14 protein-coding genes and 1 pseudogene are annotated in these 16,080 nt (G+C 70.3%); 8 read left to right on the plus strand and 7 right to left on the minus strand.

Going from position 1 to position 16,080, the window contains the following annotated elements:
- Positions 1-47: 47 nt before the first annotated feature.
- The 6 genes from AB0J08_RS03540 to AB0J08_RS03565 are packed head-to-tail and all read right to left on the minus strand — an operon-like array spanning position 48 to position 4,669.
- Positions 48-767: a class I SAM-dependent methyltransferase gene (locus AB0J08_RS03540; RefSeq protein WP_360626188.1), complete on the minus strand. Its 720-nt coding sequence runs from the start codon at positions 765-767 to the stop codon at positions 48-50.
- A 52-nt stretch (positions 768-819) separates the two neighbouring features.
- Positions 820-1,650 (minus strand): hypothetical protein, encoded by an 831-nt coding sequence (locus tag AB0J08_RS03545; protein WP_360626191.1) that lies wholly within the window; start codon positions 1,648-1,650, stop codon positions 820-822.
- A 3-nt stretch (positions 1,651-1,653) separates the two neighbouring features.
- Positions 1,654-2,502, minus strand: a complete 849-nt coding sequence (locus tag AB0J08_RS03550) for a hypothetical protein (protein WP_360626194.1) — start codon at positions 2,500-2,502, stop codon at positions 1,654-1,656.
- Positions 2,483-3,328, minus strand: coding sequence for an aldo/keto reductase (locus tag AB0J08_RS03555; protein ID WP_360626197.1), 846 nt, complete (start codon positions 3,326-3,328; stop codon positions 2,483-2,485). The genes AB0J08_RS03550 and AB0J08_RS03555 overlap by 20 nt, the downstream gene beginning before the upstream one ends.
- The gene (locus AB0J08_RS03560; protein WP_360626200.1) at positions 3,325-4,515 is read right to left on the minus strand and encodes a cupin domain-containing protein; all 1,191 of its coding nucleotides are present in this window, start codon (positions 4,513-4,515) and stop codon (positions 3,325-3,327) included. The genes AB0J08_RS03555 and AB0J08_RS03560 overlap by 4 nt, the downstream gene beginning before the upstream one ends.
- Before the next feature lie 13 nt (positions 4,516-4,528).
- Positions 4,529-4,669 carry a hypothetical protein gene (locus tag AB0J08_RS03565; protein ID WP_266269138.1) on the minus strand — a complete coding sequence of 47 codons (141 nt, stop codon included), beginning with the start codon at positions 4,667-4,669 and terminating at the stop codon, positions 4,529-4,531.
- A gap of 184 nt (positions 4,670-4,853) precedes the next feature.
- Between AB0J08_RS03565 and AB0J08_RS03570 the strand changes: the two are divergent.
- The 4 genes and pseudogenes from AB0J08_RS03570 to AB0J08_RS03585 all read left to right on the plus strand — a co-directional run.
- Positions 4,854-5,030 (plus strand): annotated as a pseudogene (locus AB0J08_RS03570) (helix-turn-helix transcriptional regulator); the annotation flags it as partial.
- A 183-nt stretch (positions 5,031-5,213) separates the two neighbouring features.
- Complete coding sequence (locus AB0J08_RS03575; protein WP_360626415.1) at positions 5,214-6,269, plus strand: DNA-binding protein; 1,056 nt, start codon at positions 5,214-5,216, stop codon at positions 6,267-6,269.
- A 42-nt stretch (positions 6,270-6,311) separates the two neighbouring features.
- Complete coding sequence (locus AB0J08_RS03580) at positions 6,312-6,995, plus strand: dihydrofolate reductase family protein (protein WP_266269140.1); 684 nt, start codon at positions 6,312-6,314, stop codon at positions 6,993-6,995.
- Positions 6,996-7,246: 251 nt separating this feature from the next.
- Positions 7,247-8,935: a prolyl oligopeptidase family serine peptidase gene (locus AB0J08_RS03585; protein ID WP_360626203.1), complete on the plus strand. Its 1,689-nt coding sequence runs from the start codon at positions 7,247-7,249 to the stop codon at positions 8,933-8,935.
- On the opposite strand, the gene AB0J08_RS03590 is transcribed toward AB0J08_RS03585, so the two are convergent.
- Positions 8,913-10,307: a helix-turn-helix transcriptional regulator gene (locus AB0J08_RS03590; RefSeq protein ID WP_360626206.1), complete on the minus strand. Its 1,395-nt coding sequence runs from the start codon at positions 10,305-10,307 to the stop codon at positions 8,913-8,915. The two genes, AB0J08_RS03585 and AB0J08_RS03590, sit on opposite strands and share 23 nt — an antisense overlap.
- Positions 10,308-10,575: 268 nt before the next feature.
- On the opposite strand from AB0J08_RS03590, the gene AB0J08_RS03595 reads away from it, so the two are divergent.
- The 4 genes from AB0J08_RS03595 (at position 10,576) to AB0J08_RS03610 (ending at position 16,066) form a co-directional block, all read left to right on the plus strand.
- A complete protein-coding gene (locus AB0J08_RS03595; RefSeq protein WP_360626209.1) occupies positions 10,576-11,478 on the plus strand; it encodes a hypothetical protein in 903 nt (300 codons plus the stop codon).
- Positions 11,479-11,542: 64 nt separating this feature from the next.
- Positions 11,543-13,039, plus strand: a complete 1,497-nt coding sequence (locus AB0J08_RS03600) for an amino acid permease (protein WP_360626212.1) — start codon at positions 11,543-11,545, stop codon at positions 13,037-13,039.
- 8 nt (positions 13,040-13,047) lie between these two features.
- Positions 13,048-14,451, plus strand: a complete 1,404-nt coding sequence (locus tag AB0J08_RS03605; protein WP_360626215.1) for a glutamine synthetase family protein — start codon at positions 13,048-13,050, stop codon at positions 14,449-14,451.
- An 85-nt stretch (positions 14,452-14,536) separates the two neighbouring features.
- Positions 14,537-16,066, plus strand: a complete 1,530-nt coding sequence (locus tag AB0J08_RS03610) for a Mur ligase domain-containing protein (protein WP_360626218.1) — start codon at positions 14,537-14,539, stop codon at positions 16,064-16,066.
- The last annotated feature ends 14 nt before the right edge of the window (positions 16,067-16,080 follow it).

The raw sequence follows: 16,080 nt of genomic DNA on the forward strand, positions 1-16,080 counted from the left end.
AGGGCGCTGGAGGGCGCGTGCCCCGGCGCCGGCAGCGGTGCGCTTACTCAAGCGTTGGCCAGCCACAGACCCTTGTACTGGATCTTGGGGTGCCGGTGGTCTCTTGTGGTGGCACCGGCCGGGGTGTAGCCGCAGGACCGCAGCAGGTCCACCGTCGTGGACTGGTCTCGTTCCTCGTTGTAGACGCCGATGATCAATCGGCCGCCCGGGGCAACGACATGGTCCAGCAGATGGGCTACGTACGTTCCACGCAGATCCGCCGGCACGTAGTCCACACCGGTGCGAACGGCGTCGAAGCGGCATGGAGGCTTCCAGCCCATCGCGTTGGCGGTCCAGATTCGACGCGCCCACTGCGGGCAGCGGGTACGGGCGAGGTCGGCGAGGGCGGTGGAGATCTCCACCCCGTATGGCTCGATGATGATTCCGGCCTCGGCCGCCCAGTCGGTCAGGCTCTCCATCAGGTGGCCGTTGGCGCATCCGATGTCGAGGAACGTCCCACCGTGGGGCGGGAGCAGGTCGACGAGCAGGCTGCGGGCTTCTCGCCAGCGGGCCTCGTCACCGCTGTGGCCGGACTGGGCCCGCGGGTTGTCGCCGTTGAGGTAGGCCGGTTCGATGACGCCCAGGACGGCGGCGTGCCATTCGGTGGTTGTGATCTCGCCCGCCTGGTACGCGTCGTCGATGGGTGCCAGATCGCTCCAGCCTCGCTCCTTCGCGCTCGCGATGTCCTCGGCGTCGTGGCCGCCCGGACGGCGCGTGGTGGGGTCCATGCGTTCTCCTTCCCTATTCGCCGACGTTGGCGCCTTGCAGCCAGGGTGACGTTCAGTCCCCTTGGAGAGCGTGGATCAGCCGCGCGGCCTCCCGGTGCGCCGGCCCCGTTCGCGGGTCGTTCGGACTGGCGTGTGGTCCGGCGATCTTCGCCAGCACGAACAGCTGCATCACCATCCCGTCGCGGCTCTCAAGGTCTGCCCGGCGCTCCCTGCGGACTCGGTCGGCGAGCGCGGGTACGGCGAGGGAGGCGGCGTACAGCGATGCCGAGTCGAGTCCGCGTGGCGCCATTCCCCAGTCCTCCCAGTCGAACATGCAGAACTCACCAGGACCGGTGACATTCGCCCAGTTCAGGTCGGCGTGAGCAGGACACCACTGCTTCACCCGAGTGTCGTGCGCTCCGCGGAAGGCGGCCTTGATTGTGTTGTCGACCAGCTGCTGCGTGATCCGTTCGGTGTCCGGGGCCGCCACCCGGGCCGTTCGGTGAACGGCCAGCGCTGCCAGTGAGGCGTTCAGCGAGCGCCACCAATCGTCCGGAAGCTCCGGGTCGACGGTCACCACTGCGGCCCCGACCGGGAGTTCGGGCAGCACCGAGGTCTCGTCCACGTGCCAGATCGCCCGGTCGTCCGGGTCCTGCCATGTCGTCGACCCGTACCAGCGTGGCATCGCTACGCCGGGCAACAACGCTGCGGATTCGTATCCGCCCCAGCCCTGTTCCCGCGCCCGCGCCCAAGGGCGGCGTTCGACCCGGGTCCAGGTGCCGCGGTCGGTGCTGGCTCCGACCGTCCGGCGCTTGCGTACGACGCTGGTCCGGTCCAGCTTCGTGCCGAGGCGCTGCTCCGCCTGGTCCAGGACGTGATCGACGGGCTCCTGCCGGAGGTCCATGGTCTACCGGACGGGGCCGGTGTTGGTGCCCTGCGGTGGGGTGACACCGGTCAGCTCACGTGCCTGGTCAGCGAGGAGAGGGGCGAGTTCCGGGTAGTACCCGCGGTCAACGGCCTGGAGCATCTCCGCAATTGCGATGAGCTGCCCGACGCGTCCGGCCGGGGTGTCGAGGATGTCGGCGAATTCCGTGCGGGTGCGGTCCGCGACGGGGGGCACGAGGAGGCTGCTGACCCACAGGACGGCGGGGTCGTAGCCGACCGGCACGAGACCCCAGCGCTCCCAGTCGAGGATCTTGAGCGGCCGGGCCGTCAGGTTGGCCCACTGGAGATCACCGTGCCCGGTGGTCCGCTCGACTTCGGCCGGGGCTGGGATGCCGAGGTACTTCGGGAAGACGTCTTCGACCCACTCCTGGCGCAGCGTGATCTTCGTGCCCGGTGCTTCCGCAATGGCCGCCAGCGCGTTCCGCAGCCCGGTCCACCAGCTGTCGTCCAGGCCTGGGTCACCGCGGAGGTCCGGGGTCGAGGAGATCGCGGGCCCGACCAGGTCGAACACGTCGGCCTGGTAGAACCAACCGGCCGCGGTCCAGTCCACGGTCTCGTGGAGCCGGGGGCGCGGGACGGAGGCAGGGAGGAACTGTTCAGCGCCGAGTGCGCCCTGGCCGGTCGGCCGGGGCGCCCTGCGACGGCTGCCCCTGGAGACCCGGAGCCAGACGTCCCCGGCCCGGCGGCCGACAGTGGTTCCGGAGGTGCCGAAGACCAGCGGTCCGGTGCACACCCGGCCGAGGAATCCGGCGGCCTTCTGATGCGCTGCCGTCAGGTTGTGCCGGGTGTCGTCATCCGGCTGAAAGGACATCGAGCACCGTCCTGAGTCGTTCGTCGGGGGTCGGCTGGGCGAGAGCGTCCCGGGCATCCTCCCAGTGCTGGAGGGAGCTGGTCGAGGTGAGGACGACGTCCAGAGCGGGGCAGCCACCGATCAGCTGGAACGCGGCGGTGTGCGGGGTCGATCCGGGCTGGATGAGGTTCACCAGTTCGGGTGTCATCAGGTCCGGCAGTTCGCCTCCGTGCAGGGGTGCGGAGGCGAACGTGATGATCCCGGCGTCGCGCGCTTGAACGAGCGGCCCGGCTCCGTCGAGGGCCTGGGTGATCGGCTCGGCCATGACGAGGCTGACCGGCAGCTGGACGCCAGCGAGGTGGTGGTTCGCCGACCCGGATGCTTCGCCGGCCAGAGCGATCAGTTCGGCGACGGTGAACGCTTGGTTGGTGAAGCCGGCCCAGGTGGCGACGCCGTACCCCCCGATACGGCCGGCCTTCGCGAACTCCTCCAGCACGGCGAACGCGGCGCGGAGGTTGTGATGCAGTTGCTGCCGGTCGTGGCTGGACCGTTCGGGGTTGTGGACGAAGACGATGTCGGCACGGCCAAGGACTGCGAGCGATTCCTCGGTCTGGGTGCGGACGTCGATGGGAGCGATGCTGTGGCGGCCGTCCGGGTAGAAGCCTGTCTTCGTCGTCACCTTGGCGGTCGGGTGGTCGGCGAGCACCGGGGCCAGGTCGCGGTGTGCCCGGCCGTGGCCGTAGTTGGGGGCGGTGTCGACCCACTTCGCGCCGGCCGTGAGAGCGGTGCGCGCCGCTTCGCCGGCGGCGCGCACCCGGTAGGTCCCCAGGCCGAGGTCCGGGCTCACCGGCCGACCCCGACCACGGCGAGGGCCTGGCCCTGGACGAGGACGGTGAGGACGCTGGCCACGTCCTTGGCCTCCAGGCCGGCAGCTTCGGCGAGTTCCCCGAGGCTGATCGGGTCTCCGGTCAGCAAGGCTTGCAGGGCGGGTTCGACCCGCTCGGAGAAGTCCCATGCGGTTCCGGCTGCGGACAGGGTGACAATCTGGGCGGTGGGGTCGCTGGTGAGTTCGGCGCGCGGGGTGGTAATCCGCACCTTGATCTCCGGCTCCGCGGAGAGGGTGTCCACGAAGGGCAAGGACGGGGCCGGTCGGCCGAAGTGGGTGGTGCCAGAGGCCGTGGCCCAGCTGTCGATCAGGTCAGGGTCCGACAGCGCGGTGAGCACCGCAGCCCTCAGATCGGTCAGGTAGGCGGCCTTCTCGTCCGCTCCGGCGTGGAGCGGCACGTCCTTCCGCACGGCGGGGCTCTCGTGCAGCTCGTCCACCAGCCAGCCCAGGAGCGTGGCGCCGGTCTGGGCGACGAGTCCGAAGGTGAGGTGCAGCGACTCGCTGCCCTGGTCAGCAGTGACGCTGTGCCACCAGCCCCGCGGCAGGTACAAGACGTCGCCCGGTTCGAGGACGACGTCCGCGACCGGCTCGCCCTCGGGTTCCTCTGGGGAATCCACGTCGCGGAAGGTCGGGGCTTGCCGGGTCGGCTCCCATAGCCGCCAGCGCTTCGCTCCGTACTGCTGGACCACGACTACGTCGTGATCGTCCCAGTGCCGGCCGAAGCCCTCCTTCTCGGTCCAGGAAGCGTAGAGGTTGGTCTGCACGGGTGTGCGAATGAAGCGCTCCAACGCTTCGGCGGTGGTGCGGATCGGCGGGTGGATCTCGTCGATCGCGTCCACCACGAGAGAGGCGCCCTCGGCGAGCTGAGCGTGGAACTGCGCGGGGTGGAGCCGATTCCAGGTCACCCCACGCCGGTTGGTCGCCGGAGTCGAGTACCGGCCGACGGGAACGGTCTGCCCGTCCATCGACAGCCGCAGCCGCGGCGCGTCGATGCGGTGGGTGGCGAGGATGGTGTTCAGATCGTCCCAGGACAACAGGGGAGCGGTGTCGGCACCCCCTGCGGGGATCACGGCGTAGGAGCGGTGGAGCGCCTGGGTGAGGAACTGGTCCCCACCCAGGCGCACCGCCCACGAGGCGGTCTCATGCATCGTGGGCGGTCTCTCAGGTGTCGTTCTGGTCGGAACGGCCACCGGTGTTGTCGGACGGCACGTCGGCCCGCGAACGCGCCGCGCGGATGCTGCGGGCGGCGACCACGAGGCCGCCCCCGTCGTCCTCAGGAACAGCGGGCGTGGTGATCTCCATGCCGTTGACCTTCCTTCTCTCTGGTGCCCGCCGGTCTGTCCGGCGAGACCAAGGGAATCGCTGCGAACGGCTTCTGAACAGAGCAGAATTGATGCATCGATGATGCATTCGTGAGGCAAACCGGCGGCTGGCCTGGCAGCTTCGAGCGTCGGCGGATCTTCCAGTAGATCTTGGGGGGTGGGTGATGGGTGCACGACGAGAGCGATTCATCGCGTTGCGAGCGAGCGCGGGTTACACCCAGGAGACCCTGGCAGCTGCAATGGGAGTCGACCGGACGACGGTAGGCAGGTGGGAGCGCGGCACTGGCCTCCCTCGCCCGTGGCAGATACCGAAGCTCTCTACGTTGCTGAGCACCAGTCACAATGACCTCGCCGTGCTCCTGGGTCCTCCCGAGCCAGCCGCCCAGGCCGATGGGCCGGCGACCGCGCGAGAAGCATCGCTGCCTGACGACGGCAGACAGTGGGTCCAGCGGCAGGCTCCGGACAAGCCCGACCTTGAAGGTGGTGTGACCACTACGGCAGTTGGTGCCGCGACCATGGCGCTCATGGACGGCAGCATCCGGGTCGGCTGCCGTACCTCGGATGGGAGGATCATCTTCGTGAGCATGCCGCGTCGGGCCCTTCTTCGCGGCGTCACCGCCGCCGCTGGCGTCACGCTCTTGTCCGGTCTCGCGGTGCCCGAGGTCCAGGCACTCCCGCCCGTCCTGTCCACGGACGTCCACCCGGTCGAGAGCATGAGGTCGCTCCGCAGGTCTCTGGTCGAGTGCGACAACATGCTCGGACCCCGCGAAGTCGTCACGACGGCTCAGGAGCACGTGCGCCTCATCCAGCATCTTCGCCGTGAGGCTTCGGGCCAGGACCGGCAGAGTCTGCTTCAAGTACAGGCCGAATACGCCGAGTTCTGCAGCTGGCTGTATCAGGACAGCGGCGACCACCGCGCCGCCCAGTACTGGGCGGACCGTGCCGTCGACTGGGCGAACGCCTGCGGAGACCGGGACCTTGCCGCCTACATCACGGCCAGGAAGGCCCAACTCGCCGGTGACATGCTGGATTCGATCGAAGCCATCGACCTCGCGGCCTACGCGCAACGTCTGGCACGGCCCGGGAGCCGCTTGAGTGCCATGGGAGCGGTCTACGGCGCCCACGGCCACGCGCTTCTCGGCGACGAGTTGACCTCCCAACGCACCTTCGACCAGGCGCTGGCCCTGCTCGCACGGCCGCCCGAGGCTCCCGACGGCCGAGGTCGATGGCTGGACGCGGCGTACATCGAGGCTCAGCGCGCACGCTCGTTGTCGCTGCTCGGCCGCCATCACGAGGCAGTGCTCGGGTTCGAACGGGCGATCCGTTCCCTGCCGGCCAACTACCGCCGAGACCGCGGCGTCTATCTTGCCCGCTTGACCATCTCTCAGCTGGCCGCACAAGGCCCGGAGCAAGCAGCCACAACCGCGCACGCGGCGTTGTCGATCGCCGCGAGCACCGGGTCCTCCCGGATCTTCAGCGAACTGGCCAGCCTCGACGGGCGGATGCGAAAGTGGGGGCACGTACCCGAGGTGGCCCGGTTCCGGCAGGCACTCGACAACCACCTGCTCCATGAAGTGTGATCAACACTGACCGCTCCCGCTCGCTGAGAGAACGGACCGCCGATGCCCTCCCGCCCCTTCGTCCTTCTGAGTGTTGCCACCTCCGTCGACGGCCACATCGACGACACCTCGCCCGAGCGTCTCCTGCTGTCGAACACCGAGGACTTCGATCGAGTCGACCAGGTCCGCGCTGCCTCCGACGCCATCCTCATCGGCGGCAACACCCTCCGCCGCGACAACCCCCGCCTGCTCGTGAACAGTGAGAAGCGCCGCGCCGATCGGGTAACCGCCGGCAAGCCCGAGTACCCGCTCAAGGTCACCATCTCCGCCAGTGGGGACCTGAGCCGCGACCTGAAGTTCTGGCACTTCGGCGACAAGAAAGTCGTCTACACCACCGACGCCTCCGCGCCGAAGCTGCGCGAAACGCTCGACGGCCTGGCCGACGTCGTCAGCACCGGCCCCACCGTCGACTTCAGTGCGCTCCTCGACGATCTCGCCGCCCGCGGCGTCGAACGCCTCATGGTCGAGGGCGGCGGGCAGATCCACACCCAGTTCCTCTCCCAGGGGCTGGTGGACGAGATCCACCTCGCCATCGCCCCGCTGCTCGTCGGTGACGCTGCCGCACCGCGCTTCCTCCACCCCGCCGACTACCCCGGCGGCAGCACCCACCGGATGATGTTGCTCGGCGTCCAGACCCTCGGGGATGTCGTCGTCCTGCGCTACGCACCGAAGGCTCAGACCGCCTGACCTGGCCGAAATCCTGCCCGCAGAGTGCGCTCAACCGCCGAAGATCAGCCCCGGGATTCGCCCGGGGCTGCAGTGGCTTGCGCATGTGGGTCGTGCCATCCGGCGGGCGGATAGCCTACGGCGGGGCGGGCAGCGACGGCCGGGAGGACCGCATGACCATCAAGGGCAGCATCGGGCTTTCGCCCGCGTGGGTGGCTCAGAAACTCGTGGCGTTCGATGAGCTCCGGTTCGCGCAAGGCTCTCTCTGGTGGTTGCAGTCCGATCCGAACCACGGCGGCGTGCGCCGGATCATGCGGTCGAGCTCCACCGGACCGGGCCGCGCCGTAACCTCACCGCAGGTCTCGGTCGGCGGTCAGCTCCACGCCTACGGCGGCGGCACCTTCGTGGTCGGCCCGGACACGGTGTGGTTCGTCGGCGACGACGGTCGATCCGTCTTCGGTCTCGGCGCGGACGGGCCCCCGGTACGAGTCGCTGTCGGCGGAAGGGATGTCCAGTTCGGGGAGCTCGCCCTCGCCGCCGATAGCCTCCTTCTGGCGGTCCGCGGCGGAGAGGCCGCCGACGAGATCGTCTCCGTCTCCCGGTCCGGGGATGTCCGCGTGCTGGTCCGGTCGTCCGGATTCCTGGCCGCGCCGCGACTCGAAGGAGGTGTCCTCGCCTACCTGGAGTGGAATCGCGACGAAATGCCATGGGACGGCTCCCGGCTCCTGCTGGCCGATGCCCGGCCAGGCCGGTCGAGTCTGGCCACCGTGGTGGCGGGCAGCCCCACCGAGTCGGTGGTGCAGCCGTTGTGGGGTCCGGGCGGCTCGCTCTACTTCATGTCCGACCGCACGGGCTGGTTGAATCTTCACCGCTTCCGCGACGGTGTCGTCGAGGCCATCGCGCAGGTCGACGCGGACTGCGCGCCAGCGCCGTGGGAGGGCGGCTACCAGTCGTACGGCTTCACCTCGTCCGGCGGAATCGTCCTGACCACGAGCGACGGCATCCGCAGCGAGCTGCTGCTGGTCGACGGCACGGTAAGGCGTCGGCTCGCCTCGAACCTCACGTCCATCAAGCCCTACGTGGCCATCTCCGGTGAAACCGCGGCCGTGATCGGGTCGACCCCGAGCCGGCCGCCGTCCGTCTGGGCCGCCGACCTCACCTCCGCGCCCGGCGGCGCCCGCCCGGTCGGCGGGGAAGGCCACCAGCCCGCACCCTGGGCCGTGCTGCCGCCATCCGTGGAGACAGTGACTTCCGAGCACGGCGCGCTGCGGTATCTGCTACACCGCTCCCACGACCGGCAGCCGGGACCACTGCTCGTCCGAGCCCATCCCGGGCCGACCGACGACGTCCCGCTGCGTCTCGACTGGACCACCCAGTTCTTCGTCAGCCACGGGTTCTCGGTCGCCGAGGTCCTGTACCGGGGCAGCACAGGCCAGGGCCGCGCGTTCCGGCAGTCCCTGCACGGCCACTGGGGTGACTACGACGTCGAGGACTGCGCGACCGTCGCCGAGCACCTCGTCAAGGCCGGGGTGGCGACGGCCGATGCGGTGTTCATCAGCGGCGCCAGCGCCGGCGGCTACACCGCGCTCCAGGCGGCCTGCCGGCCTGGACCTTTCTCCGGGGCGACAGCGACGTCCGCCATCATCGACCCCGCTCGGTGGGAGCGGTCGGTGCCCCCGTTCCAGCGCCCGCACGCCGCCGTCCTGGCGGGGCCCGCCGGTGCGGTACGGCCCGAGCGCGTGAAGATCCCTGTCCTGCTGATCCACGGATCGGCCGACACCATCACCTCCGCCGAGGACGCCATGCGGCTCGCCGACCAGCTCGCCGGGTCCAGCAGCGCACACCAGCGCCTCCTCCTCGAAGGCGGCGACCACTACCTCTCGGACCCTGTGTCACGCGAGCAGTCCCTCCAGGCGGAGATCGCGTTCTACCGGCGGATCATGCACCGCGGGCCATCGTGAGCGCGAGCCGGTGTGCCTCCGGCAGGACTGCCCGGGTGTACTCGCGGAGATCCTGGACAGGGGCGTAACCGGCGTGGGCGTCGAGTTCGGCGAGGACGCCGGCCACGCGCTCCACGCACCGTCCCGAGCCTGTCCTGGCCGCGTACGCCACGGCGTCCAGGCCGGTCGCGCACGCCTGATCGAGGTCACCGGTGCGGAGCCAGGTGGAGGCGAGAAGCGCGGCGTCGATGGCGAGGCGGCGGACCTTGTCCCGGCCGACGCCGTCGAGCGCCTCCGCCAGCTGGGTCCTTGCGGCCGGGGCGCGGCCGAGGTCGTGCCAGCAGTGCGCCACCTCGTCCGCCAGGTAGGCGGGCGTGAAGTAGCGGATCCAGTCGGGTTCTTCCTGCGGATTCGCCGTGCCGAGCAGCTCCTCGGCTTGCAGGATCAGCTTGGTAGCCTCGCTCTCCCGGCCCAGTCGGGCGTTCGCGCGCGCGACCACTGCGGTGATGGCCGACCTGGTCGCGGGGCTCGTTGCAGTGCCTGCCGCAGCGTGAGCCGAGGACGCCCACCGCAGAGCTGTCTGTGGCTCGTCACAGTGCAAGGCGAGGTGGCCCAGGTTCACGGCCACCAGGTAGGCGCCGTACGCCTGGTCGTTCGTGGCTGTGGTCAATGCCAGTGCCCGCTGGTAGTACGCCTGCGCCTGCGCCGGGCTCCCTGTGTCGACGGCCTGGTAGCCGGCGAGTTCGAGGAAGCCGACGGTAACCCGGGCGCGATGGCGCGCGACCCGCTCGTCGGCTGCGGGACGGGCGAGCAGTGAGTCGAGTTCACCGGCGATGTAGGACCTGACCTGGGGCGCGAACGACCGGGCACCGTGAGTGTGATCGAGTTGGCGGAACATCGCGAGCATGCCTGCGGCGACACCCACTTCCTCGTCGGTGACCCACAGCCTCCGTTCCTGCAGATCGGCAGGTGGCGTCGCGTAGACGGCGGCCCAGTCGCTGATCTGGGGAGCCCCGATGTCGAGCCGCACACCGGTCGCCTCAGTGGGCGCCGAGGGACGCGGCGCCAGCTTCCCGACCGGATCATCCGTTGCAGAACCAGCAGACCTCTCCGCCTGCTCCTGGGTCTGCCTCAGGATCTCGTCCAGTTGACCAGGGGTTACACCGAGCACCTCCGTCAACTTCGGCCGCTGCCAGGTCTGCGGCTCGCTCTTACCTAGCTCCCACCGGCCCACGGTGGTGCGGTCCAGGCACATCGCAGCAGCGAAGCTCTCCTGCGTGTAGCCCGCCGCCGCCCGCCGCGCTGCGAGCGCTGACCGCTTCCGTACAGCCATAGGCAAACATCCCAAGTTTCCTGACGCCCGAAGAGATGCAGGCCAGAGCGCCCTTTGCATCACCTGCGCCTCAACTACGCATCAAGTTTGCCGTGTTCACCGCCAGTTCGTGCTGCTTCTGTATGACCCGCCGAAGAAAGTTGGCATTCCTGACTGGCCAGTTCTCGCTTCGACGCCGCGCTTTCACCCCATTTGGCCTTTCGCCCTCGCTCTGCGCGCTGCCCGCATCCCCCTCTAGGAAGGACCGCCAATGGACACCGCATCCGTCCCTCAGTCGGGACAGCTTGTCCAGCACCCGGCGGGACACGATGGTGATCTCCGGGGAGCGGTGGAGGAGCTTCAACTCGGGCGGTGGATGTCGGCCCGGACGCTGCTTGCCCGGACCTGGGGCGACCCAGCTTTGTGGACTTCTCGCACTCAGGCGCTCGGCGCGGTCTCGGCCCGCACAGACATCCTTGAGCATTGGACGGCCGAGGAGCCGAACGGCTTCGGCCTGGTCACGCTTCAGGCCCGTACCGCTGTCGAGTTGGTCCTCATGGTCCGGCAGCAGCGGGCCGACCCGCGGGAGCTGGCCGCTCTCGAACACTCGGCCCGGCAATGGTGCTGGCGAGCGGCTTCCACTCTCGCCGCCGACCCCGTGCCGTGGATCAGCCTTCTCGCCCTCGCGCAGCTGGACCTCGCCCAGACCCGTCCTGAGCATCGGGTTGGGGCCCCCGACCAGATGCTCCCGCCCGGCCCGTGGGGTCTGCTCGACCAGGCCCGTCGAACGGACCCGTGGAACAGGGAGGCGTTCCACCGCATGCTCCGCTTCTGGCTCGCCCGCGGCGAAGGCGGCGCGGCGACCAGCTTCCTGGCGACCTATCTGCCCGGCGCGCCCACCGGCTCACCGCTTCACGCCCTCCCGCTGCACTTGTACGTCGAGCGCTACCACCGGGCGGAGCGCAAGGAGGCGGTCCAACTCCAGTGGACGGATGAGGAAACGGTCCGCGCCACGGTGCTTCGTGCCTATGAGCACTGGCAGGCCGCGCCCGGCAAGAAGGGCCGGTGGCCGGTCGTGGATGAGAACCACCTCGCTCACGCGCTCTGGGCGACCCGCCAACGCCAGCAGGCCGCCGAGGTGTTCGCGGCCCTAACCCCGTTCGTGTCCTCTCAACCCTGGGTGAGCCTGACGGACCGGCCGAACGAACTGCTCCGCCAGGCCATGGCCCAGTCGTTCGCCGCCTCCCGCTGACGCCTCTCCGCCTGGCCGCCCGCTCGGGCACCCGCATGCCGCATCTTCCTACGGAGGTCTCACAGTGCAACGGTCCCACCGCTCCGCTCCCACCCGCGGGGACGACGACCATCTGCGGTCGTTGGGCTACGAGCCCGAACTGGTCCGCCGGATGGGCCCCTTCGGCAACTTCGCCGTCAGCTTCTCGGTCATCTCAGTGCTCAGCGGCTGCATGACGTTGTTCGGATTCGGGTTGGTCACCGGCGGTCCGGCCGTGATGATGTGGGGCTGGGTCGGCGTCGGCCTGGCCGTGCTCCTCGTCGGCATGGCCCTGGCCGAAGTCACCAGCGCCTACCCCACGTCCGGCGGCCTCTACTACATGGCCCAGCGCCTCGGCGGCCCGCGCTGGGGATGGGCAACGGGCTGGCTGAACCTGCTGGGTCTGCTGGGCGGGATCGCCGGCATCGACTACGGCGCCGCCTCGTTCATCGCGGCGTTCGCCGGGCTGCAATGGGGTGTCGAGCCGACACCGGGCCTGATCCTGGCGATCTTCGCGGGCGTTCTGGTGCTCCACGCCCTGCTGAACGTCTTCGCCGTCAACGTAGTGAGCCTGCTCAATGGCATCTCAGTGTGGTGGCACCTGCTGGGTGTGGCGGTGATCGTCGGCGTCCTCGCCATCGTCCCCTCCCATCACCAGAGCGCGGCCTTCGTCTTCGGTCACTTCGTCAACGAAACCGGCTGGTCGAACCCGGTCTACGTGAGCGCGGTTGGCCTCCTGCTGGCCGGCTACACGTTCTGCGGGTACGACGCTTCCGCCCACATGTCGGAGGAGACGAAGGGCGCGAGCCTGGCCGCGCCGCGTGGCATCGTCCGGTCGATCTGGGTCTCGCTGCTGGCCGGGTTCGTGCTGCTGGGCGGCCTATTGTTTGCGGTGCAGGACTACTCCGCCACTGCGGGCGCGGCGGTGCCGCCCGCGCAGATTTTCCTGGACGCGGTCGGGACGGGCGGGGCGAAGCTGTTGTTGGTGGTCGTGATCGGCGCCCAGTTGTTCTGCGGCTCGGCCGAGACCACCGCGGCGAGCAGGATGATCTACGCCTTCTCGCGGGACGGCGCACTGCCCGGCTCGGCGACTTGGCGCCGAGTGTCGCCGGGCGGGGTGCCGGTGGCAGCGGTGTGGCTGGCCGTCTCGGTGGCGTTCGTCCTGGCGGTGCCCTCGCTGTGGTCGCCGGTCGCCTACGGGGCGGTGACCGCCGTGAACGTCATCGGCATGACACCGTCGTACATCATCCCGGTGTTCCTGCGGTTGCGACAGGGGGACCGGTTCGTCCCGGGGCCTTGGAATCTGGGGCGCTGGAGCCGTCCGGTCGGGATCGCCGCCGTGGCGTGGGTGGTGGTACTGACGGTGCTCGTGTGCCTGCCGCAGCGCTTCCCGGTGACCGTCGAGACGTTCAACTACGCCCCCGTCACCCTGCTGGTCGTCCTCGTCCTGGCGGCGGGCTGGTACCGCATGGCCGGCGCGAAGTTCAGCGTCCCGGTCGTCGAGGACCCCTACCTGGCCCGGGTCGAGGCGCAGATCGTATGAGGGCAACCATGCGCGCCGTCCGTTCCCGTACGGCCCGTACGACAGCCGACGTCACTTCGCCGGTCGGGCCGCTGCACCAGCTGGTGGACGCCTTCGGTCTCGACACTGTGCTGCTCGCGACCGTTGACGTGCAGGGCAGGCTCAAGGGCAAGGCGTACGAGGCGAGGACGCTGGTGGAGCGGCTGCGGTCGGGCCGGATCTCCCCAGAGATGTGCGGATACGTGATCGGCACCGACCTGGGGATGGCCGCCCCGCAGACCGGCGCGTTCTCCTGGCAGACGGGGTTTGGGGACGTCGCGCTGCTGCCCGACCTTCAGAGGGCGCGGGTGCTGCCTTGGCTACCAGGTACGGCGGTGGTGTTCGCCGATCCGACCAGCGAAGGGTGGCCGCACCCGCTGGGCCCGGTCACCGCGCTGAACGAGCAGCGCAACCAGCTCGCCGGTCTAGGCCTGACCGCCGCTCTCGGAGTCGAGACGGAGTTCGTCGTCTACGAGGGCACCACCCGAGACGCGGCGGCGGCCGGCTGGCGGGGGCTTCGCCCCGCCACGTGGGACAACCGCGACTACGCACTCGACCAGCCGGGGGCGGTCGCCGAGTTCGGAAGGCGCCTTCGGCAGGTCCTCGCCGAAGCCGGACTCCCCGTCGAGGCGGTCAAGTTGGAAGGGGCTCCGGGTCAGACCGAAGTCACCTTCCCGTACGGGGCACCCCTAGCCATGTGCGAGCAGCACGTGCTGTTCAAGCACGCCGCCAAGGCCGTGGCGGACGAGCGGGGCATGGCGGCGTCGTTCATGGCGGCGCTGCCGGGCGGGGTCGGCAGCGGCATGCACTTGCACGTCTCCTTGCACTCCGACCGAGGCCCTGTGTTGGGCACCGGCGCCGGCGCGGGCGCGGGGAAGGAACTGTCAGAGCTGGGCGAGCAGGCGGTCGCGGGGCTGCTGACCGTGCTTCCCGTCACCGCGCCGCTGTGGGCGCCGTACGTGAACAGCTACAAGCGCCTGCGGGAGCACTCGTTCGCACCGGACCGCTTCACCTGGGGTCGCGACAACCGCTCCTGCGCGGTGCGGGTCGTCGGCCACGACAACAGCCTGCGGCTGGAGGTGCGCCTACCCGGCGCCGACGCCAACCCGGTGCTCGCGGTGGCGGCCGTCCTCGCCGGCATTCGGCACGGCATCGCGGCCGGACTCAAGCCTCCGCCAGTGAGCACCGGCGACGCCTACCAGGACCACCACCCACGGCCCGTACCGCGCTCTCTGGCGGAGGCGCTCGCCGCCTTCGAGAGCAGCACGCTCGCCGCGGAGCTGCTGGGCGAGCGGGTCGTCACGCATCTGGCCAGCGTCGCGCACCTGGACCTGGAGCACCACGCCGCCCGCGTCACCGACGCCGAGCTGGAACGCGGATTCGCCCAGGCATGAACCCCGGGCCGGCGGCGGGTCGATCCCCCTCCCCGCCGCCGGCCCGGACCAACCCCCACTTCCCGCTTCCCCGTTGGAGGCCAATATGGACACCATCATCTGCTCCGCCACCGGTCCGGCCGCGGCCGTGCCCGAGCTGCTGTCGGCCCCACACCTGGTTGACGTCGCGGCGCCCGGCATGCAGGGCCTGGCCCTGTGGCTGGCCGGGAACGGCGCCGAGGTCACCGGCAGCGTCCCGCCCGAACACCAGGACAGCCCCGCAGTTGCCGCTCTGAGAGCGGCCGGGGTAAAGGTCGAGGCCGGCTTCGCGAAGGACCACGTCCAAGCCGATCGCACCGCGGTGGTGTGGTCGGGCGCCGTCGTCGGGCCGCATCCCGAGCTGGACCGCGCGCAGGTGCTGCGGCTGCCGGTGCTCGGGCAGGCCGTCGCGCTCGCAGCCATCGCCGCGCAGACCGGGACTTCGGCGGTGGCGGTCGGCGGCAGCCACAGCACCACGACCGCGGCAGCCGCCCTGGCTGCGGTGCTGGACGACGGCAAGACGGGCTGGATTCTGACCGCCCCGGCCCGCAAGGGCCACGCCGGGCATGCCGGGGAAGGCCGACTTGTGGTCGACCTCGCGCCCGACACTGCCACCCACGAGGCGGCCCCGCCCGGCGCGTGGCAGCACCGCCCCGCACCGCACTACCTGAACAGCCAGCCGCGGCTGGCCGCCGCGCTGATCCTCACCACCGGCGCGAACAGTCCCCACTACGAGGACAACATCGAGGGCCTGAACGCCGCCGAGCACCTGGCCCGCCTCGCCGACGTCGTCGTCCTGCCGACCTGGGACAGCAGCGCGAAGGTCCTGCGCGAGCGCCTGACCGACCGGCCCGCTCGGCCCGGTCGGCCCAGCCTGCGGGTGGTCACCGTCGGCCTCGAACGCACCGACGACGTATGGATCATGGTGCCCCGCTGGACCGGCGAGGAGCACCACGTCACCATCCGCTACCAAGGCAGCCAGCACGCCTTCGCTCTGCCGATCGCCGGCCGTCACCACGCTCTGGCCGCCTGCGCCGCCATCGCCACCGCCCTGGTCCTCGGCGAGGACCCCCAAGCCGTCGCCGAGCGCATCCATGCCTTTCCCGGGGCCGAACGCTCGCTGGCCACGCTCGGCACCCAAGCCAAGATCACCGTGGTCGACTCCCGCGCCCGCCACCCCCGCGAGGTCACCGAGGACCTCATGGCCGCCCGCATGCTGACCGAGGGCTCGGTCATCGCCGTCCTGGAACCGGACGGAATCGCCCGCACCCGCGCGCACGCCGACGACCTCGGCACCGCGCTCGGCGAAGCCGACCTGGCCGTGCTGCTGCCGGTCAGCACCCAGCTGACCACCATGCACGCCGTCGAGGACCCGCTGGACGCCATCGAGCAGGCCGCCCTCCAGCGCCTCGGGGCGGGCACGGTCCACCGCATCCGCTCCGGCCCGAGCGAGCCTGGCGTCGAGCAGCAGATCGCCGACATGGCCGCCCCCGGCGACCTCGTCCTGGTCATCGGCACCAACGAGGCCACCTGGCTCGGTCCCCGGCTGCTGTTCCATCTCGCCGCGCCCAACGCACCGATCCCCCACCAGCTGTGACCCGCCCGAACCAC

The organism is Kitasatospora sp. NPDC050463, from assembly GCF_040655255.1.
In the GTDB taxonomy this organism is placed as follows: Bacteria; Actinomycetota; Actinomycetes; order Streptomycetales; family Streptomycetaceae; genus Kitasatospora.